Source organism: Mycobacterium sp. ACS4054 (genome assembly GCF_001667275.1).
Classification (GTDB): domain Bacteria; phylum Actinomycetota; class Actinomycetes; order Mycobacteriales; family Mycobacteriaceae; genus Mycobacterium.
In genome coordinates this window covers 111082-128378 of sequence record NZ_LZHV01000036.1, presented here as the reverse complement: position 1 = coordinate 128378, position 17297 = coordinate 111082, and the positions used below count along the sequence as shown (strand labels likewise).

Genomic DNA, 17297 nt, shown 5'->3' with positions numbered 1-17297 from the left:
CCGCCCAACATGGAGGACCTGCATACCTGGTGGACCAATTACGGTGGCTGAGGATCGGCGATGAGTGATGAGCAGGTCTCGCGGGTGGGCACGCAGTTTGGGCCGTATCACCTAAAGCGGCTGCTGGGCCGGGGTGGGATGGGTGAGGTCTACGAGGCCGAGCACACCGTCAAGGAGTGGACGGTGGCGGTCAAGCTGCTGTCGGAGACCTTCAGCAAGGACCCGGTGTTTCGGGAGCGGATGAAACGCGAAGCCCGCACCGCCGGTCGTTTGCAGGAGCCGCACGTGGTGCCCATCCACGATTACGGCGAAATCGACGGGCAGATGTTTTTGGAGATGCGCCTGATCGAGGGCACCGACTTAGACAGTGTGCTCAAACGCTTTGGGCCGCTGGCCCCGCCGCGCGCGGTGGCCATCATCACCCAGATCGCCTCGGCGCTCGACGCCGCCCACGCCGCCGGGGTGATGCACCGCGACGTCAAGCCGCAAAACATTTTGGTCACTCGCGATGATTTCGCCTATCTGGTCGACTTCGGCATCGCCAGTGCCACCACCGATGAGAAGTTGACCCAGCTGGGCACCGCGGTGGGAACCTGGAAATACATGGCGCCGGAACGGTTTTCCAACGCCGAGGTCACCTACCGCGCCGACATCTACGCCCTGGCCTGCGTGCTTTATGAATGCCTCACCGGCACCCCGCCGTATCGGGCCGATAGCGCCAGTGTGCTGGTGTCAGCGCACATGATGGATCCGATACCCCAACCGACGGCCATTCGGCCGGGCATTCCCAAGGCTTTCGATGCGGTGATCACGCGCGGGATGGCCAAGAAACCCGAGGAGCGTTACGCCAGCGCCGGGGACCTGGCCCTGGCCGCCCACGAGGCGCTCAGCGACCCCGACCAAGACCACGCCGACACCATCCTGCGCCGCAGCCAGGAAGCCACCATGCCGGGCACGGTCACGATGGGTCCCCCAGCCACGCCGGCCGACACGGCCATGGCCGGCCCCCCGGTACCGACGGCGAACACCCCACCGCCGGCGCCACCGGGTTCGACACCGGTGCCCCGCCAGGGCGCGCCGCCGTGGCGGCCCGAGAGCGGTCCCATTCCCGCGGCCAGCCAAACCCCGCCGCCCTATTACCAAGCCCCCAACGCCAATTGGGGCACACCGCCACCGCAAACCCCACAACCGTTCACCGGCGCCCCCGCCTGGAACCAACCCCCACCCAAACGCCGCAGCCCCTGGCCCATCATCGCCGCTCTCGCGGGGGTGCTCGTCCTGGTCGCCGGCGCCGTGGGCATCTGGCTTCTCGTGCGACCCAAGCCGGTGCCGCCACCCGACCCGATACCCGCCGAGCGCCTGAGCGCGCTGTTGCTCGGCGCTTCCGACATCAACTCCGTCATGAGCTCCTCGACCATGGAGCCCGGCAAACCCATTCAGGCGATGGACACTTCGGCACTGACGGTGTCGCAGCCCGACTGCCAGGGCGCGCTCTACACCACCCAGAGCCCGGTGTATGCGGGCACCGGTTACTCGGCGGTGAGCGGGCTGGTGTCGTCCGAGCCGGGCGACAACTACGACCATTGGGTCAACCAGGCCGTCGTCCTGTTCCCGTCCGCCGACAAAGCCAAGGCCTTCCTGCAGAATTCGGCGGAGAAGTGGAAGGGCTGCGCGGGCAAGACGGTGACGGTGACCAACAAGGGCAAGACCTATCGGTGGACGTTCGCGCAGCTGCAGGGCGCGCCGCCGAAGATCGCCGTGCTGGACACCCAGGAGGGCGCCGACGGCTGGGAGTGCCAGCGCGCGATGGGCGCGGCGAACAACGTCATAGTCGACATCAACGCCTGCGGGTATCACATCAGCGATCAGGGCACCCAGATCGTCGACAAGATCGTCGCCAAGATCGACAACGGCTAGCGCGGCGAATTCAAAGCCCCACTGGCGCTTCGGGTTACGACTGCAGGTCGGGTCCCTCCGCGCGCAGATCGTCGACGGCCGACATGGCGCTGCGCAACTTGGCCAGCCATTCCTCGGCGTGCTCGCCGACCAGCTTGACCGACCACGCGAGCGCGTCGGCGCGGGAGCGGGCGACGCCCGCGTCGACCAGCGTGTCGAGCACTTGGCGCTCCGGCTGCTTCAATCGGGTCATCACCGGAACCGCGATGTGGGTGAACAGGATTCGCTCCGCGCCGGCCTTAGAGCCGACCTCGACGCCCCAGGACACCTTGCGGCCGTAGCGGTCCTGCGCCTCGTCGGCGATGCGCATGCGCTCGGACCGGGTCTCCTCGCGGAACCGCGAGGCGCGCCCTTCCGAGCGGGCCTCGGTTTCCTCTTTATCCGAGCCCTGGGGCTCGGGCAGCCGTCCGACGACGGTGATCTCTTCGCGGTCGACGATGACCGTCGGGTCGCCGTCGAACCAGCTTTCGGGCAGCCGCCCGGCGAACCATTCGGCGGCGTCACTGGCGTCGGGTTGCTGGGCTTGCTGCCAGCCGCCGGGGCGGCCGTAGCGCCGCCCGTGGGTGTGATGCGATTTCATGATTACATAATTACACCGTTACAGACGCAATGGAATGGCGTTCACCCCGGGCGAACGGAACCCGTGCGTCGTGGCGTTCGAGCGCCGGCGCGGCGGCGCGCAAAAAGGCGCTTTCAGGTGCGGAGAACCCGTTGATATGGGCTGTGGGAAGTTGTATTTTTGGTAGCGAAGCAGGCCCGGAAACGACCAATTCCAAGCGCCGGAAGTCAGGGTAGAAAACCGGCCGCGTAGGACCCGCGCATGACGGAGTCACACGCCCCCAGAGTCGTCCGGGCCTGCCCATGTGTACGGGCTCCCCGGCTCAATCGCCGCCGTTGGACCCGTCGCCCCGGCGAATCCTGAACAGCTTCACCTCGTTCTTGATGCCCTTGAGCCGGCGCGCGCCCGCGAACGACCCGTGAAACTCGCCGGTGTCACCGATCGTCTCCCAGACCGAATCCGCCGCGACCACGGTCCCCGGGCGCGCCACGGAGGTTACCCGGCTCGCCACGTTGACGGGGCTGCCGAACCAGTCGCCGGCCCGGCTCACCGCCATGCCGGAGGCGACGCCCGCCCGCAGCCGGGGGAAGTCGTTGTCGGTGTCGACGGCGTCGACCAGCTTCAGCACGACGTCAAGCATGGGCGCCGGCTCGGGGCAGACGAACATCGCCGCGTCGCCGATGGTCTTGATGAACCGCACCGGCGGGACGGTCAGGTCCCGGGCGAGGTGGGCCAGCCGGTTGGCTAGGTGCCCCAGCTCCTCGGCCGACACCACTTCGCCCAACCGGGTGAAGCCGACGAGGTCGGCGAACGCGACGGTGATCTGACGGGCGCCCGGAAGCGGCTGGCCCGCCGCCCGCTCGGCGGCGTTGATCGCTTCCGTTTCCATCATGTGGCGCAGCTGCATGAACAGCATGTGCTCGATCATCGGGCCGAGCATCGGCGCGATTTCGCTCACCAATGCCTTTGAGCCCTTGGCGATGTCCAGCTCGGTGGCCCCGGGGCGCATGATCGCCGAGAGCGCGGTGTAGCGCATCACCTCGGCCGCGCGGGACAACCCTTCGGCGAGCACCCGGACCACGAGCACCAATTGCTCGGGATCCAGGCCCAGCTCGACGAACCGCTTGGTGAAGGCGGCGGCTTCGCCGTCGGCGCGCATGTGCACGACCGCGTCGGGGTCGTCGACCCGCACCAGGCCGATCGCGCGCTGCACCTGTTGGAGCAGGCCCAGGTCGATGCCGTGGGTCTCGCTGATCTCGCGGGTGGAGACGTAGGTGCCGTCGTCGCCGATGAGGTGGCGGGTGGCCAGCAGCAGTGGCGGATTGGTTGCCCGGATCTCTTCGCGGCTGATGCCCTGCTCGAGCAGCCACCGCACCAATTCCGCCCGCTCGGCGCGGGCGCTGCCCTCGAGCCCGTCGAGCAGGTCCTCGATGTTGGCCTCGGCCCCGTCCTCCACCCGGCCAACGTACAACGGGCGAAGCGGGTCGGCGCAGAATGTCGCGTCGATCGCGAGCGCGGCGCAGCCGGGCGAAGCGGGTCGGCGCAGAATATCCAGTGATGAGCGCGCCGCTGTTGCGAGGATTCCCGCCGGTCGTCGACGAACACGCCAGGGTGCTGATCCTGGGCTCGTTTCCCAGCGCGCAATCCCTGACGGTGGGTCAGTACTACGCCAATCCGCGAAATGCGTTCTGGGCGATCACCGGTGAGCTGTTCGGGTTCGACGCGGCGGCGACCTACGAGACACGGCTGGCCGCGCTGCAGTCGGCCGGGGTGGCCCTGTGGGATGTGCTGCGCGCCTGCCGCCGACGCGGCAGCGCGGACTCGGCGATCGAACCGAAAAGCTTGGCGGTCAACGACTTCCGTAGACTGTTCGCCCGGTACCCCGCCATCGCGCGGGTGTACTTCAACGGCGCCAAGGCCGCCGAGCTGTACCGGCGGCTGGCCGAGCCCAACGAGCGGGTCGACTATGGGAGGTTGCCGTCGACCAGCCCGGCCCACGCGGTGGCGCCAGCCACCAAGCTGGCGGCGTGGCGGGTCATCGCGCCACGGTCATGACACCGGCGGTCGCCGGTGGGCCCACGGCCGGGCGGTTTCGATCTGCGCGGCCAGCGACAACAGCGTGGCTTCGTCGTACGGCCGGCCCACCAGCTGCACGGCGATCGGCAAGCCGTCCCCGTCGAAGTCCCACGGCACCGCCGCCGACGGCTGCCCCGTCAGGTTCCAGACCTGCTGGTAGGGAACGCGTTGCGCCACCGCCAGCAGCGTCCACACCGCACCGTGGCGCTGGTAGGCACCGATGCGGGAGGGGCCCGTCGCATTGCCCGGCGTGAGGACGACGTCGACGTCGTCGAAGATCGACTGGATCCGGGCGCTCACCGCGGGCTCCGCGTCGCGGAGGGCGGTCATCCGCCGGTCGGAGAAGAAGGAACCGGCGCGCGCCACGTTGCGGGTACGCGCTTCGAGACGTTCGGGGTGAGCCAGCGAATCGGCGTCATCGCTGATGCCGCGCAGATACCGGGGCAGGTAATTGGTCATGATCGCCGACGGCGGATAGTCGGGGTCGGCGGTGATCACCTCGTGGCCCAGGTCGCGCAGCAACGCACCAGCCTGTTCGACCGCCGTCAGCTGCGGCTTGCCGACCCGGACCGGCAGCGGCGTTGGTGACTTGGTGCTCAAGGCAATTCGCAGTTTTCCCGGCTCGCGCGTCGCCGCGGCGACGAACTCCCCCTCGGGCCCCGGCACCGTCGACGTCGCATCGAGGAACAGCGCGGCGTCCAGTACCGACCGGGCCAGCGGACCGTTGACGCTCAAGCCGTGCCAGGCGTCGTCGTGCGGCTCCAACGACACCCGATCGCGTTGCGGTTTGACGCCGAACAGGCCGCACCAGATCGCCGGAATGCGAATGGAGCCGCCGCCGTCGGAGCCCAGCGCCAGCGGAGCCAGCCCGGCGGCCACCGCGGCGGCGCTTCCGCCGCTGCTGCCGCCCGGCGTGCGCTTGAGGTTCCACGGGTTGCGGGTGGCACCGAAGGTCAGCGACTCGGTGTAGGGGAACATCATCAGCTCGGGCACGTTGGTTTTGCCGATGATGACGGCACCCGCGGCGCGGAGCCGGTGCACCACCTCCGCGTCGGAGGCCGCCGCGGGCCCGTGCCCGCCGCTGCCATAGGTCGTCACCTCGCCGGCGACGTCCACATCGTCTTTGATCGCGATCGGAACCCCGAGCAGCGGCAGCCGCTCGCCCGCGTCCAGCCGGTCCTGCGCGGCGGCCGCCTCGTAGCGCGCGGTGTCGGGGAGCACGACGCGGTAGCAGCGCAGCTGGCTGTCCAGCCGCGCGATCCGGTCCAGGTAGATCTCGAGCAGCTCGGGCGCCGTCAGTTCACCGTCGGCCAGCATCCGCGCCTGGGCGGCCGCGCCTGCGAAGGCAACGTCGCGAGCGTCCACTGCGGCAGCGTATCCCCCGCTTCGGGCCGGCCAGTACCGTGGGCGACATGTCCTGCGTGTTCTGTGCGGTCGTCGCCGGGGAGGCCCCGGCCATCCGGATCTTCGAGGACGACGACTTCCTGGCGATCCTCGACATCCGCCCCTTCACCCGCGGGCACACGCTGGTGATCCCCAAACGGCACAGCGTGGATCTGACCGATACGCCGCCGGAGACGCTGGCCGGCATGGTCACCATCGGCCAACGGATCGCCCGCGCCGCCCGCGCGACCGAACTGGCCGACGCGACCAACATCGCCATCAACGACGGCAGCGCCGCCTTCCAGACCGTGTTCCACATCCACCTGCACGTGCTGCCCCGGCGCAACGGCGACAAGCTCTCGGTCGCCAAGGGGATGCTGCTGCGGCGCGACCCCGACCGCGAAGCCACCGGGCGCATCCTGCGGGAGGCACTGGCCCGCATCGACGCCAGCCAGTAATACTGGGCGAATGGCGCTTCCGTCCTGGGTCGAGCAGGGATTACTGCCGCAGATTCTGCGTGTGCACGACAACGTTTATCGCAAGACGAACGGCTGGATCGGTCACCGCATGCTGCTGATACCGAGCCTGCTGCTGCACACCGTCGGCGCCAAGACGGGCCAGGCCCGAACGGCGGCGCTCACCTACGCCAAAGACGGCGACGACTACCTGATCGTCGCGTCCAAGGGCGGCGACCCGCGCGCACCCGGCTGGTATCACAACCTGCGCAAGAATCCGGACGTCGAGATCAACGTCGGCCCGAAGCGTTTTGCTGTGACGGCCCGACCGGTGCTGCCGGACGACCCCGACTACGCGCGACTGTGGCAGATCGTCAACAAGAACAACGGCGACCGGTACGAGGCCTACCAGAGCAAGACCTCGCGGCCGATTCCGGTCGTGGTGCTGACGCGGCGCTGACCCGAACCCAGAGTGGAGGTTTATTCTCCACTAGCAACGCGGTGAACAGTTAGCTCATCGCACGGCGCGGGATCGGCTGGAGCGGGCATGAAACCCTGGGCGGGAAATCCCTGGCGGCGGATCGGGGTGGATGCGCGCCTCGGTTGGCTCGTCCTCGGCGCCTATGCCGTTGCGGCCGCGCTGGTGGTCGCGTCCTACCTCGGCGGTTGGGAGGGCGCCTACGCGACCCGGCCGGTGGACGAGCTCGTCCTGGCCCTCTGCCTGTTGTTCGGGGCGGGATGTGCCGGCTACGCGGCCCGCTCGGCGACCGCAAGACAACGGTTCGGCTGGCTGGCGATGGTCACGGCCCTGTTGGGCTGGGCGGTGGGCGAGGTCATCTGGGCGGTGTACGAGGTGCGTCCGGTCCTGGCCCACGCCACCGACCCGGCCGCCGCCGAGGTGGTCCTCCTCCTGTGGCCGTTCGGCGCCATCGCCTCGCTGATGCTGTTGTCGCGGCTGTCCCGGCGCAGCCCGCGGCGACTGGTGCTGGACGGTCTCATCGTGGCGACGTCGCTGTTCGTTGTGTCGTGGGTGTTCGTGCTCGACAAAGAGCTGCGGGTTGACACCGGCTCGCGGGTGGCGACCCTTGCCGAGATCTTCAACGACGTCGTCCTGCTGACCATGGCGATCCTGCTGCTGGCGCGGGGCGTTTCCGGCGACATCCCGAGCCGGAACCTGCTGGCCGGCGGAGTGGCGACGATCAGCGTCGCCGACATTGCGACGGTGTTCAGGAGCGGGGTCGGCAGCTATCAGCTCGGCACCCTGGCGGACGTGGGCAGGGTGGCCGGGTTGGGAATGATCGCGTTGGCCGCGCTGGCCAGCGTCCACGAAACCCCATTGCCCGCGTCGCGGGCCGAGGAGATCCGGTCGCGAACGCGGCTGTGGTTGCCCTACCTGCCGCTGGTGCTGGCCGCCGCGGTGGGGCTGGGTCATGCGGTGGGCTCGATGGCGCACGGGCCGTTGCTGTTCGCGCTCGGGATCCTGGTGGCCGCGGTGCTCGTCCGCCAGCTCGTGATGTTGATGGAGAACCAGAGCCTGTTGGCCGAGGTCGCGCGGGAGGCGTTTCGCGACAGCCTGACGGGTCTGGCCAATCGCGCCTATTTCCTCCAGCGGCTGGAAGAGGCCGTCGCCCGCCGGAATCGGGAGCCCGCGCCCATCGGGGTGTTGAGCCTGGACCTCGACGACTTCAAATCGGTCAACGACGCCCTCGGCCATCCGGCCGGGGACGAACTGCTGGTTCAGGTCGCCGGGCGGCTCACCGCCGTCCTGGACGGCGAGTGCGTCACCGCTCGCCTCGGGGGCGACGAATTCGCCGCGTTGTTGGAAGGGTCCGTCGAGGAGTCGCAGGCCGCGGCGGAACGAGTGCTCAAGGCGTTCGACAGCCCGATCGTGATCGACGGCGTCCCGATCCCGGTTCGTCCCAGCGTCGGCTTCACGGTGGCCGCCGCCGGGACGGACTGCAACGTCGAACAGCTGCTGCGCCACGCGGACCTGGCCATGTACACGGCGAAACGCGAAGGCGGGCAATGCGTTCGCAGCTTCGTGCCCGACCTTCCGCTCGCGTACTCGTTCGCAACGGCCCAGACCACCGAACCGGCCGAGCAGGCGGCCGCGCTCGCGGAGGCCGGGACCGAGCCGGCCCTCAGGCGGGTCGTCGAGGTGGCGACGTCAAGACCGGCGCAACCGCCCGACGGTATCGACGGCATTCGGTGGCCACCGACGGCGATCCGGATCGCCTTGGCCGTCTTGGCAATTGGTGTCGTCTCGTTCACCGTGACCAGCCTCCTCTTCCCGAACGCCAGCCACAGCGTCTTCTTCGCCAAATCCCTGTATTCCGCGTTGAACCTGCTGGCGGCCGCGCTGATCGCCGTCCGGGCGTACCGACTCAGGGCCGACCGGCTCGCGTGGTCGCTGATCGCGGCCGGCATGGCGGTTTCGGCGCTCGGTGACGTCGTCTACGCGGTGTGGGTGCCCAACGGCCAATCCCCATCGGTCGCGGACCCGGAATACCTGGCGTTCTATCCGTTCGTCTACGCCGGCATCTTGCTGCTGATGCGATCGCACCTGCGACGGGTGCCGATGCCCATCCGCCTCGATTCCCTGGTCTGCGCGTTGGCCGTGGCGGCCGTGGGGGCGGCGCTGCGGGCCGGACCCATGCACGCCGCCGCGGCCCGGGTGCCGGCGACCGTGCTGGTGGGTCTGGTCTATCCGTGGGGTGATCTGGTGCTGCTGGCCCTGGCCGTCGGCATGCTGCCACTCCTGGGCTGGCGCAACGAATTTCGCTGGGCCTTCCTCGTCGCCGGGCTGGTGGGTTTCGCGATCGCGGACACCGCATACCTCTTCGAGACTTCGGCGGGCTCGTACCGGGTGGGCACCACGCTCGACGCGCTCTGGCCGGCGTCGTCGCTGCTGGTGGCGATCGCCAGCTGGGCGCGGTGGTCGGCGGCGGCGCCGACGCCGCGGCGCGGCCTCGCCTCCTACGCGGTGCCGGTGACGTGCACCGTCGTCGCGCTCGGCGTCGCGGTCCTAGGCCACAATTCGCGACTCGCCTCGACGCTGGCCGCGCTGAGCCTCGTCGCGGTCGCCGCGCGGTTCTCGGTGACCTTCCGGGACGTCAGCCTGCTGGCCGAAAGCCACAAGCAGGCCATGACGGACCAATTGACCGCCCTGCCCAATCGTCGCTCGCTGGCGACCGCCCTGACTGCGCTGTCGGCGTCGGCGTCGCCGGGCAAGGCGTCGTCGCGCCGCGCGCTGCTGTTGCTGAACCTGCACAGGCTCAGGGAGATCAACGACTCCGTCGGCCGCCACTTCGGTGACGAGCTGCTGTGGCACATCGCAAACCGACTCACGCACAACGCCCGTCGCGACGATCTGCTCGCGCGGGTGAGCGACGAAGAATTCGCGATCCTGCTGGGCGAGGGGTCGGACCTGGCCGCGGCGCGCGGCCAGGCGGGCCGGCTGCTCGACGGCATGAGCATCCCGTTCGAGCTGGACGCGATCAGTGTGCAGATCGAAGCCTGCATCGCGATCGCGCTGTACCCCGACCATTGCGACCATCCGCAGGAGCTGTTGAATCGCGCCGAGGCGGCGATCCCGCACGCCAAGTCCGCGATCAGCAAGATCGCGGTGTACGAGTCCTCCTTCGAGATGGATCGCGACCACGATCCCAACCTGGTTCGCGAGCTGCGCGCCGCGCTGATCGACGGCGACCAGTTGACGGTGCATTACCAGCCCAAGGTCAACGCGGCCGACGGAAGCGTCCACAGCGTCGAGGCGCTGCTGCGCTGGCAGCACCCGACCCGCGGCCTGCTGTTGCCCGAGGAATTCCTGCCCACCGCCGAACGCGCCGGCCTGATGCGCACGGTCGCCAATCGCACCATCAACCTCACGCTCGAGCAGATTCGGTCCTGGCGCGACGGGGGGATCCCGCTGGCGGTCGCGGTCAACCTGTCGACGACCAACCTGCTCGACCTCGACCTCGCGGTCACCATCGAGCGACTGCTGCGCACCCACGGTTTGCCCGCCGACGCGCTGATCATCGAGATCACCGAGAGCGCCCTGGTCGACTCGGATCGCTCCCGCAACACCGTCGCCGCCCTGCAGGTTCTCGGGGTTCGCATTTCGGTGGACGACTACGGCACCGGATGGTCGTCGCTGGCCCGACTGCAGGACGTGTCGGTAGACGAGCTCAAGCTGGACCGGCGATTCGTGGCGCGGCTGGCGCAGGACCCCCGATCGGTCGCCATCGTCGAGTCCACCGTGGACCTGGCGCAGAATCTGGGCGCCGACCTGGTCGCCGAGGGGGTCGAGGACGAGGCCACGCTGCGCGCGTTGCGGCGTTACGGCCGCATCATCACCCAGGGCTTCGTGCACAGTCCGCCGCTGCCACCGGACGAACTGCGGCGCTGGATCACCGGCCGGATGGCGGCCGTCGAGGACGTCGATCCCGACCGGTCCGCCGTGACCGACTAGAACAGTTCCTTGGCCAGCAATTCCAGGGTCGCCACCCGCGCCGGCCCGGCGGCCGGGTCGGTGCCGCGGCGAGCCGAGGCGACCGGGTTGACCATCACCTCGTCGACGTCGAACCGCCGTGCAAGGGCCCGCAGCTGTTCGGCGGCCTCGGCCGGCGTGCCCAGGACCGCGCGTCGCAGCCCGCTTTCCACGATGTGCTGTTGCTGCGGCGTCAGCTCCGCGCCTTGCGCCTCCTCGACCAGCGGCACCGGCCCGAGGGGCTGGCCGGTGCGCAGCTTCGCCATGATCTGCAGGTTCGGCAACATCAAAGCCGTTGCCTCGTCCCGGGTTTCGGCCACGGCGGCGTTGACGGTGAGGAATGTCACCGGCTCGGCCGCGACGGCGCTCGGCTTGAACCGGGACCGGTAGACCTCGAGGGCCTCCTCGGTTCCGTTGCCGGAGAAGTGATGCGCGAACACATAGGGCAGCCCCTTGGCGGCGGCCAGGTGCGCCGAGTACATCGACGAGCCCAGCAGCCACAACCGCGGCTCGCCGGCCGCGGCCGGGGTGGCCTTGAGCCGGTAGTCCCCCGAGCGCAGCGGCACCACCACGCCGCGCGCGCTCATCAGCGCCGCGACGTCGTCGAGGTAATCGGGGAAGCGCTCGATGTCTTCGTCGCCACGACTTCCCCGCAAGGCGTACGACGTGACGGGGTCGGAGCCGGGCGCCCGGCCGATGCCCAGGTCGATGCGGCCGGGGGCGGCGGCTTCCAGCAGCGCGAACTGCTCGGCCACCGCCAGCGGCGCGTGATTGGGCAGCATCACACCTCCGGACCCGAGCCGCAGCTGCGTGGTCTGCGCGGCCAGGTAGGCGATCAGTACCGGCGGGCTGGTGGCGCCGACGGACGGCATGTTGTGGTGCTCGGCGACCCAGTACCGCGTGAAACCCAGCCGATCCGCGGCCTGCGCCAGCTGCACGGTCGCCGCGAGCGCGTCAGCGGTCGTCTGGTCCGTGCGCACCGGGACCAGATCAAGGACGGAAAGTCGCACGTTGGCGTCAACGCCTTGCGGCTCGCGAACGTTCCCCGGCTTAGTGGCGCGAGGGACTGTCAGTAGTCCTTGAGGGTTATCGAGCTGACGATGCGGTCGAAGACCTCCTGCGGTATCGGCGCCCCACCCGGGATGTTGTCGACCACCAGCCACTGGTTGCGCTTGACGTAGTCGTTGAACTCCTTGTGGTAGTTGGCGAACCCGGATTCGTAGTCCTCGCCCGCGGCCGCCAGCTCGCCGGCCAGGATGTAGGCGCCCAGCAGGGCGACGCTGGTGCCCTGGCCCGACAACGGCGAGCAGCAGTATCCGGCGTCGCCGACCAGCGCGACCCTGCCCTTGGACCAGCGATCCATTTTGATCTGCGACATCTCGTCGAAGTAGAAATCGGGGGCGCTGCGCATGTATTCCAGCAGCTGGGGACGCACCCACCCGTCGTCGGCCATCCGCCGTTCCAGCTCGGCGAACTGCGCCGCGGTGTCGCGGTAGTCGATCCGCAGGTCGCTGTCCATGAAGCCGAGCATGGCCCGCGCCTCGGTGTTGTTGCGGGCGCTGTAGATCCCGGCCATGGTGGCGTCCCCGTAGTGCCAGGTTTGCCAGTGGTCCAGGTCGAGGAAATTGGGCACCGTGAAGATCGCCGCGTGAGTGCCCAGCCGCTCGATGAACTGCTCCTCGGGGCCGAACACCAGCCGGCGCACGTTGGAGTGCAATCCGTCGGCGCCGATGACCAAGCCGAAGCTGCGCGCGGGGGCGCGTTCGAAGGTGACGTTGACGGCCTCGCCGTCGTCGTCCACACCGGTGATGGTGTCGTCGAAGAGGTATTCGGCCGTCCATTGGCTTGCGCCGTAAAGCAATTCGACCAGATCATCCCGCAGCAGCTCGATGTCGGGGTTGTCGATGAGCCCCCCGGTAGGGGTGGACTCCGTGTCGCGGGACAGTTCGTTGCCGTCGCGGTCGACGACGGAGGCGCCCCGAATTTGCGTCTTGCGCTTCTGGGCGGCGGCCAGCAGGCCCATGCGTTCCAGCACCTCCAGCGCGGGCCCGCGCACGTCGATCGCCTGACCGCCCGGCCGCGGCCCGGCGTGGCGCTCCACCACGGTGACCGAATAGCCATGCCGTCCAAGCCAATAAGCCGCCGTCGCACCGGCCACGCTGGCGCCGGAAATCAGAACGTCGGTCACTTGATATCTGCCAGCCTTTTTGCGTCGCGGAACACGTCGTCGAGCATTGCTGGTGTCAACCTACCGGTAAACATGTTTTGCTGGCTGGGGTGGTAGCAGCCGAGGAGCCGCACACCGGGCGCGAATTGCGCCACCACCCCGTGGCCGAACCGCGGCTTGCGCATCGCGGTCGCGCCCGGCAGCCGCAGCGCGATTTGCCAGGCGAAGCCGCCCAACGCGACGATCGTCCGCACGTGCTCGGCCACCAGCCGCCATTCGGCCTCCAGCCACGGCCAGCAGGTGTCCCGCTCCGCTGGCGTCGGGGCGTTGGCCGGGGGCGCGCACCGCACCGGCGCCGCGATGCGAACCCCGTTGGCCCGCAACCCATCCGCGGCGTCCACGCTGGTCGGTTGGTTCACCAGCCCCGCCCGGTGCAGCGCCGCGTAGAGCTGGTCGCCGGACCGGTCGCCGGTGAACATGCGCCCGGTGCGGTTGGCGCCGTGCGCGGCGGGCGCCAGCCCCACGATCAGCAGGCGGGGCCGCTCGGACCCCCAGCCGGGCACCGGCCGGCCCCAATACGGCTGGTCGGCGAAGGCGCGGCGTTTCAGCACGGCCACGTCCTCGCGCCAGTCGACCAGCCGCGGGCAGGCCCGGCAGACGCTGATCAGGGCGTCGAGTTCGGCGATCGACGCCGCGTCCGGCGCCAGCGCGGCGACCTGTGCCGCGTCGGCGGCCACCGGGGTCCGCGGGGTGGCCGGATCCCCCGGCCATCCGCTGCCGGGAACCACCGGGGAATCGAAGGCCTGACCGGTACGAGGGTGGGCGAGCACATGAACATCCTGCAGTCAGCCGGTTGGCGGCGGCCGAAGGGCCCGAATATTCGGTGGTCCCGCACGAAATCAGCGGCTAAATTCTCCCCGGGACAATCCATGAGCCATGCGAGCCGAGGCCCGGCGCTTCTGATCCTGTCCGCCACGCTGCTGGCGACGACGGGGACCGGCATCTCGATAGTCGCGTTCCCGTGGCTGGCGCTGCAGCACCATCACAGCGCGCGCGAGGCGTCGGTGGTGGCCATCGCCATGACGCTGCCGCTGGTGGTCGCCACGCTGGTCGCCGGCACCGCGGTCGACTACTTCGGGCGCCGACGGTTGTCCTTGGTCTCGGACTCGCTGTCGTGCACCGCGGTGGCCCGCGTCCCGCTCACCGCGCTGCTGCTGGGTGCCGAGGCGATCAACGTCGTCGAGCTGGCCGCGCTGGGCTTCTGCGCGGCCGCGTTCGACCCGGCCGGGACGACGGCCCGCGACTCGATGCTGCCCGAGGCGGCCGCCCGCGCGGGCTGGTCGCTGGAGCGCATCAACAGCGTTTACGAGGCGATCCTCAACCTGGGCTTCATCGTCGGCCCGGGCATCGGCGGCTTGATGATCGCCACGGTCGGCGGCATCAACACGATGTGGGTCACGGCGGGCTGTTTCGGGTTGTCGCTCTTGGCCATTGGCGCGCTGCGGCTCGAGGGCACCGGCAGGCCGCACCGCGCGACCCGGCCCGACGGGTTGAGGTCCGGCATCGCCGAGGGGTTGCGGTTCGTCTGGAACCTGCGGGTGCTCCGCACGCTCGGTCTGATCGACCTGGCCGTCACCGCGCTGTACCTGCCGATGGAAAGCGTGCTGTTCCCAAAGTATTTCGCCGACCGGCACCAGCCGGCCCAGCTGGGTTGGGCGTTGATGGCGCTCGGGATCGGGGGCGTCGCGGGAGCGCTCGGCTACGCCGGGGTGTCCAGATATCTGCGGCGGCGTCCGGCCGTGCTGACCGCGACCCTCACCTTCGGCGCCGCGGCGGTGGCGATCGCGTTCCTGCCGCCGTTGCCGGTGATCTTGGCGCTCTGCGCGGTGACCGGTCTGGTCTACGGGCCGATCCAGCCCATCTACAACTACGTCATGCAGACCCGGGCGCCGCACCACCTGCGCGGTCGAGTGGTCGGGGTGATGGCGGGGCTGACCTACGCCGCGGGGCCGTTGGGCTTGTTGCTGGCCGGACCGCTCGCCGACGCCGCCGGATTGCGCGTCGCCTTCCTGGCGTTGGCGGTGCCGATTCTGCTGATCGGGCTGGTGGCCCTGAGGCTGCCGTCGCTGCGGGACCTGGACCGCGCGCCGGAATTTCAGGCGAGCCCGCCTTCGCAGTGACGCGTCACTCGCCGAGGATCTTGCGCTTCTGCTGCTCGAATTCCTCGTCGGTGAGCAGTCCGCGGTCCTTCAGCGCGGCCAGCCTCTCGAGCCGGTCGATCGGGTCCGCGCCCTGGTGGGCCTGCGCCGCCTGCATCGCGCCGAGCGCCTGCTGTTGCATCTCGGCGCCGCGCCGCATCATCTCGTCGCGGAAGGCGGTGGGGTCGGCAATGGCTCGGCGGATGACGTCGGTCATCGGCATGCCCATGACCTGGGCGCCCGCCAGGTCGGGGCGGGCGGCGGTCACGGCGTCGACGGCGGCGTCGGCCGTGGCGCCCGGCCGGTGGTCGAGCTGCACGCGGCTGTGGTCCTTGGGGTCGTAGCGCACCGGCAGCCTCAGGCCCGGCCGCGGCGGGCTCAGCTGAGGTAGCAGCGCGGTGACGCTGGCCTCGAACGGCGCTTCGCCCTCGGGCGTGACCCGCAGTAGCAGCTTCCAGCGAACCTCGGTGTTGTTGACCAGGTTCGGGTTGCCGACGGTGACCGAGATCGCCGACTGCTCGGCGGCCAGGACGTCCGCGAACGCACGGACGCCGACTTTGCTGAGATCTTTGCGTCCGAACACCGCGCCCCTTCCAGGATCGGTCAACTGTACAGCGCGGACGGGCCCGTAGGATCGGGTCGTGAGTGCTGACGTCCTGGCCGAGCTGATCGCCGGCCTGCCCGACGGGATGGTCGTCACCGACCCGGCCGTGACCGAGGGCTACCGCCAGGACCGCGCCTTCGATCCGTCTGCCGGCAAACCGCTGGCGGTGGTGCGGCCGCGCTGCACCGAGGACGTGCAGACCGTGTTGCGCTGGGCGTCCGCGCGCGGGGTCCCGGTGGTGACCCGGGGCGCCGGCAGCGGCCTGTCCGGCGGGGCGACCGCGCTGGACAACGGCATCGTGCTGTCGACGGAGAAGATGCGCGACATCACCGTCGACCCTGTGACCCGCACCGCGGTATGCCAGCCCGGGCTGTTCAACGCGGAGGTGAAGCAGGCGGTCGCCGAGCACGGCTTGTGGTATCCGCCCGATCCGTCGTCGTTCGAGATCTGCAGCATCGGCGGCAACATCGCCACCAACGCCGGCGGCCTGTGTTGCGTGAAGTACGGCGTCACCACCGACTACGTGCTGGGCATGCAGGTGGTGCTGGCCGACGGTACGGCGGTGCGGCTCGGCGGCCCCCGGCTCAAGGACGTCGCGGGACTGTCGCTGACGAAGCTGTTCGTCGGCAGCGAGGGCACGCTGGGCGTCGTCACCGAGGTCACGCTGCGGCTGGTGCCCAAGCAGAACGCGTCGAGCATCGTGGTGGCCGGCTTCGCCACGGTCGAGGCGGCCGTCGAGGCGGTGCTCGGGGTCACCGCGCGGCTGCGCCCCTCGATGCTGGAGTTCATGGATTCGGTGGCGATCAACGCCGTCGAGGACACCCTGCGCATGGACCTGGACCGCGGGGCGGCCGCCATGCTGGTCGCCGGGTCGGACGAGCGCGGGCGGGCCGGCAGCGAGGACGCCGCCATCATGGCCGCGGTGTTCGCGGAAAGCGGTGCGACCGAGGTGTTTTCGACCGACGATCCCGACGAGGGCGAGGCGTTCGTCGCCGCCCGCCGGTTCTGCATCCCCGCGGTGGAGGCGAAGGGGTCGCTGCTCCTCGAGGATGTCGGGGTGCCGCTGCCGGCGCTGGGCGCGCTGGTCACCGGCATCGCGCGCATCGCCGCCGAGCGGGACCTGACGATCTCGGTGATCGCCCACGCCGGCGACGGCAACACGCATCCGCTGATCGTGTACGACCCCGCGGATGCCGCGATGACCGAGCGGGCCCACCTCGCCTTCGGCGAGATCATGGACCTCGCCGTCGGGCTCGGCGGGACGATAACCGGCGAGCATGGCGTCGGCCGGCTCAAGCGGCCGTGGCTGGCCGGCTACCTCGGGCCCGAGGTGATGGATCTCAACCGGCGCATCAAGCAGGCCCTCGACCCGCAGGGCATCTTGAACCCGGGCTCGGGCATCTAATTCCG

At 69.8% G+C, this 17297-nt stretch carries 14 protein-coding genes; 7 read left to right on the top strand and 7 right to left on the bottom strand.

The window, feature by feature from the left end; genetic code table 11:
* Positions 1 to 60 precede the first annotated feature (60 nt).
* On the top strand, positions 61 to 1917 hold the full coding sequence (locus tag A5730_RS08550; RefSeq protein WP_067898269.1) for a serine/threonine-protein kinase PknH/PknJ: 1857 nt from the start codon (positions 61 to 63) through the stop codon (positions 1915 to 1917).
* Between the two features lie 34 nt (positions 1918 to 1951).
* On the opposite strand, the gene A5730_RS08545 is transcribed toward A5730_RS08550, so the two are convergent.
* Together A5730_RS08545 and A5730_RS08540 are read right to left on the bottom strand one after the other, a co-directional pair.
* Entirely contained in the window at positions 1952 to 2536 is a 585-nt protein-coding gene (locus tag A5730_RS08545) for a hypothetical protein (protein WP_067898266.1), read from the bottom strand.
* 301 nt (positions 2537 to 2837) lie between these two features.
* The gene (locus tag A5730_RS08540; RefSeq protein ID WP_067898302.1) at positions 2838 to 3971 is read right to left on the bottom strand and encodes an adenylate cyclase regulatory domain-containing protein; all 1134 of its coding nucleotides are present in this window, start codon (positions 3969 to 3971) and stop codon (positions 2838 to 2840) included.
* A 101-nt stretch (positions 3972 to 4072) separates the two neighbouring features.
* Between A5730_RS08540 and A5730_RS08535 the strand changes: the two genes are divergently transcribed.
* A complete protein-coding gene (locus A5730_RS08535) occupies positions 4073 to 4570 on the top strand; it encodes a DNA-deoxyinosine glycosylase (RefSeq protein WP_067898264.1) in 498 nt (165 codons plus the stop codon).
* On the opposite strand, the gene A5730_RS08530 is transcribed toward A5730_RS08535, so the two are convergent.
* Entirely contained in the window at positions 4565 to 5956 is a 1392-nt protein-coding gene (locus tag A5730_RS08530; protein WP_082946757.1) for an amidase, read from the bottom strand. The genes A5730_RS08535 and A5730_RS08530 overlap by 6 nt on opposite strands.
* Before the next feature lie 47 nt (positions 5957 to 6003).
* On the opposite strand from A5730_RS08530, the gene A5730_RS08525 reads away from it, so the two are divergent.
* The 3 genes from A5730_RS08525 to A5730_RS08515 all read left to right on the top strand — a co-directional run bounded on the left by A5730_RS08525 (position 6004) and on the right by A5730_RS08515 (position 10900).
* The gene (locus A5730_RS08525) at positions 6004 to 6432 is read left to right on the top strand and encodes an HIT family protein (RefSeq protein ID WP_067821438.1); all 429 of its coding nucleotides are present in this window, start codon (positions 6004 to 6006) and stop codon (positions 6430 to 6432) included.
* 10 nt (positions 6433 to 6442) lie between these two features.
* Positions 6443 to 6889 carry a nitroreductase family deazaflavin-dependent oxidoreductase gene (locus A5730_RS08520; RefSeq protein ID WP_067898260.1) on the top strand — a complete coding sequence of 149 codons (447 nt, stop codon included), beginning with the start codon at positions 6443 to 6445 and terminating at the stop codon, positions 6887 to 6889.
* An 87-nt stretch (positions 6890 to 6976) separates the two neighbouring features.
* Complete coding sequence (locus tag A5730_RS08515) at positions 6977 to 10900, top strand: bifunctional diguanylate cyclase/phosphodiesterase (protein WP_082946756.1); 3924 nt, start codon at positions 6977 to 6979, stop codon at positions 10898 to 10900.
* Here the strand turns inward: A5730_RS08515 and A5730_RS08510 are convergent.
* From A5730_RS08510 to A5730_RS08500, 3 genes are read right to left on the bottom strand one after another with little or no spacing between them, the layout of a single operon-like run.
* Positions 10897 to 11928 carry an LLM class flavin-dependent oxidoreductase gene (locus A5730_RS08510; RefSeq protein WP_067898258.1) on the bottom strand — a complete coding sequence of 344 codons (1032 nt, stop codon included), beginning with the start codon at positions 11926 to 11928 and terminating at the stop codon, positions 10897 to 10899. The genes A5730_RS08515 and A5730_RS08510 overlap by 4 nt on opposite strands.
* A 59-nt stretch (positions 11929 to 11987) precedes the next feature.
* Entirely contained in the window at positions 11988 to 13106 is a 1119-nt protein-coding gene (locus A5730_RS08505) for an FAD-binding protein (RefSeq protein WP_067898254.1), read from the bottom strand.
* Entirely contained in the window at positions 13103 to 13930 is an 828-nt protein-coding gene (locus A5730_RS08500) for a uracil-DNA glycosylase (protein WP_067898251.1), read from the bottom strand. Before A5730_RS08500 ends, A5730_RS08505 begins: the two co-directional genes overlap by 4 nt.
* 84 nt (positions 13931 to 14014) lie before the next feature.
* On the opposite strand from A5730_RS08500, the gene A5730_RS08495 reads away from it, so the two are divergent.
* Positions 14015 to 15265 carry an MFS transporter gene (locus tag A5730_RS08495; RefSeq protein WP_067898249.1) on the top strand — a complete coding sequence of 417 codons (1251 nt, stop codon included), beginning with the start codon at positions 14015 to 14017 and terminating at the stop codon, positions 15263 to 15265.
* Between the two features lie 4 nt (positions 15266 to 15269).
* Here A5730_RS08495 and A5730_RS24930 read toward each other — a convergent pair whose 3' ends face one another.
* Positions 15270 to 15866, bottom strand: a complete 597-nt coding sequence (locus A5730_RS24930; RefSeq protein ID WP_067898246.1) for an SHOCT domain-containing protein — start codon at positions 15864 to 15866, stop codon at positions 15270 to 15272.
* Between the two features lie 58 nt (positions 15867 to 15924).
* On the opposite strand from A5730_RS24930, the gene A5730_RS08485 reads away from it, so the two are divergent.
* Positions 15925 to 17292, top strand: coding sequence for an FAD-binding oxidoreductase (locus A5730_RS08485; RefSeq protein ID WP_067898243.1), 1368 nt, complete (start codon positions 15925 to 15927; stop codon positions 17290 to 17292).
* Positions 17293 to 17297: the final 5 nt, after the last annotated feature.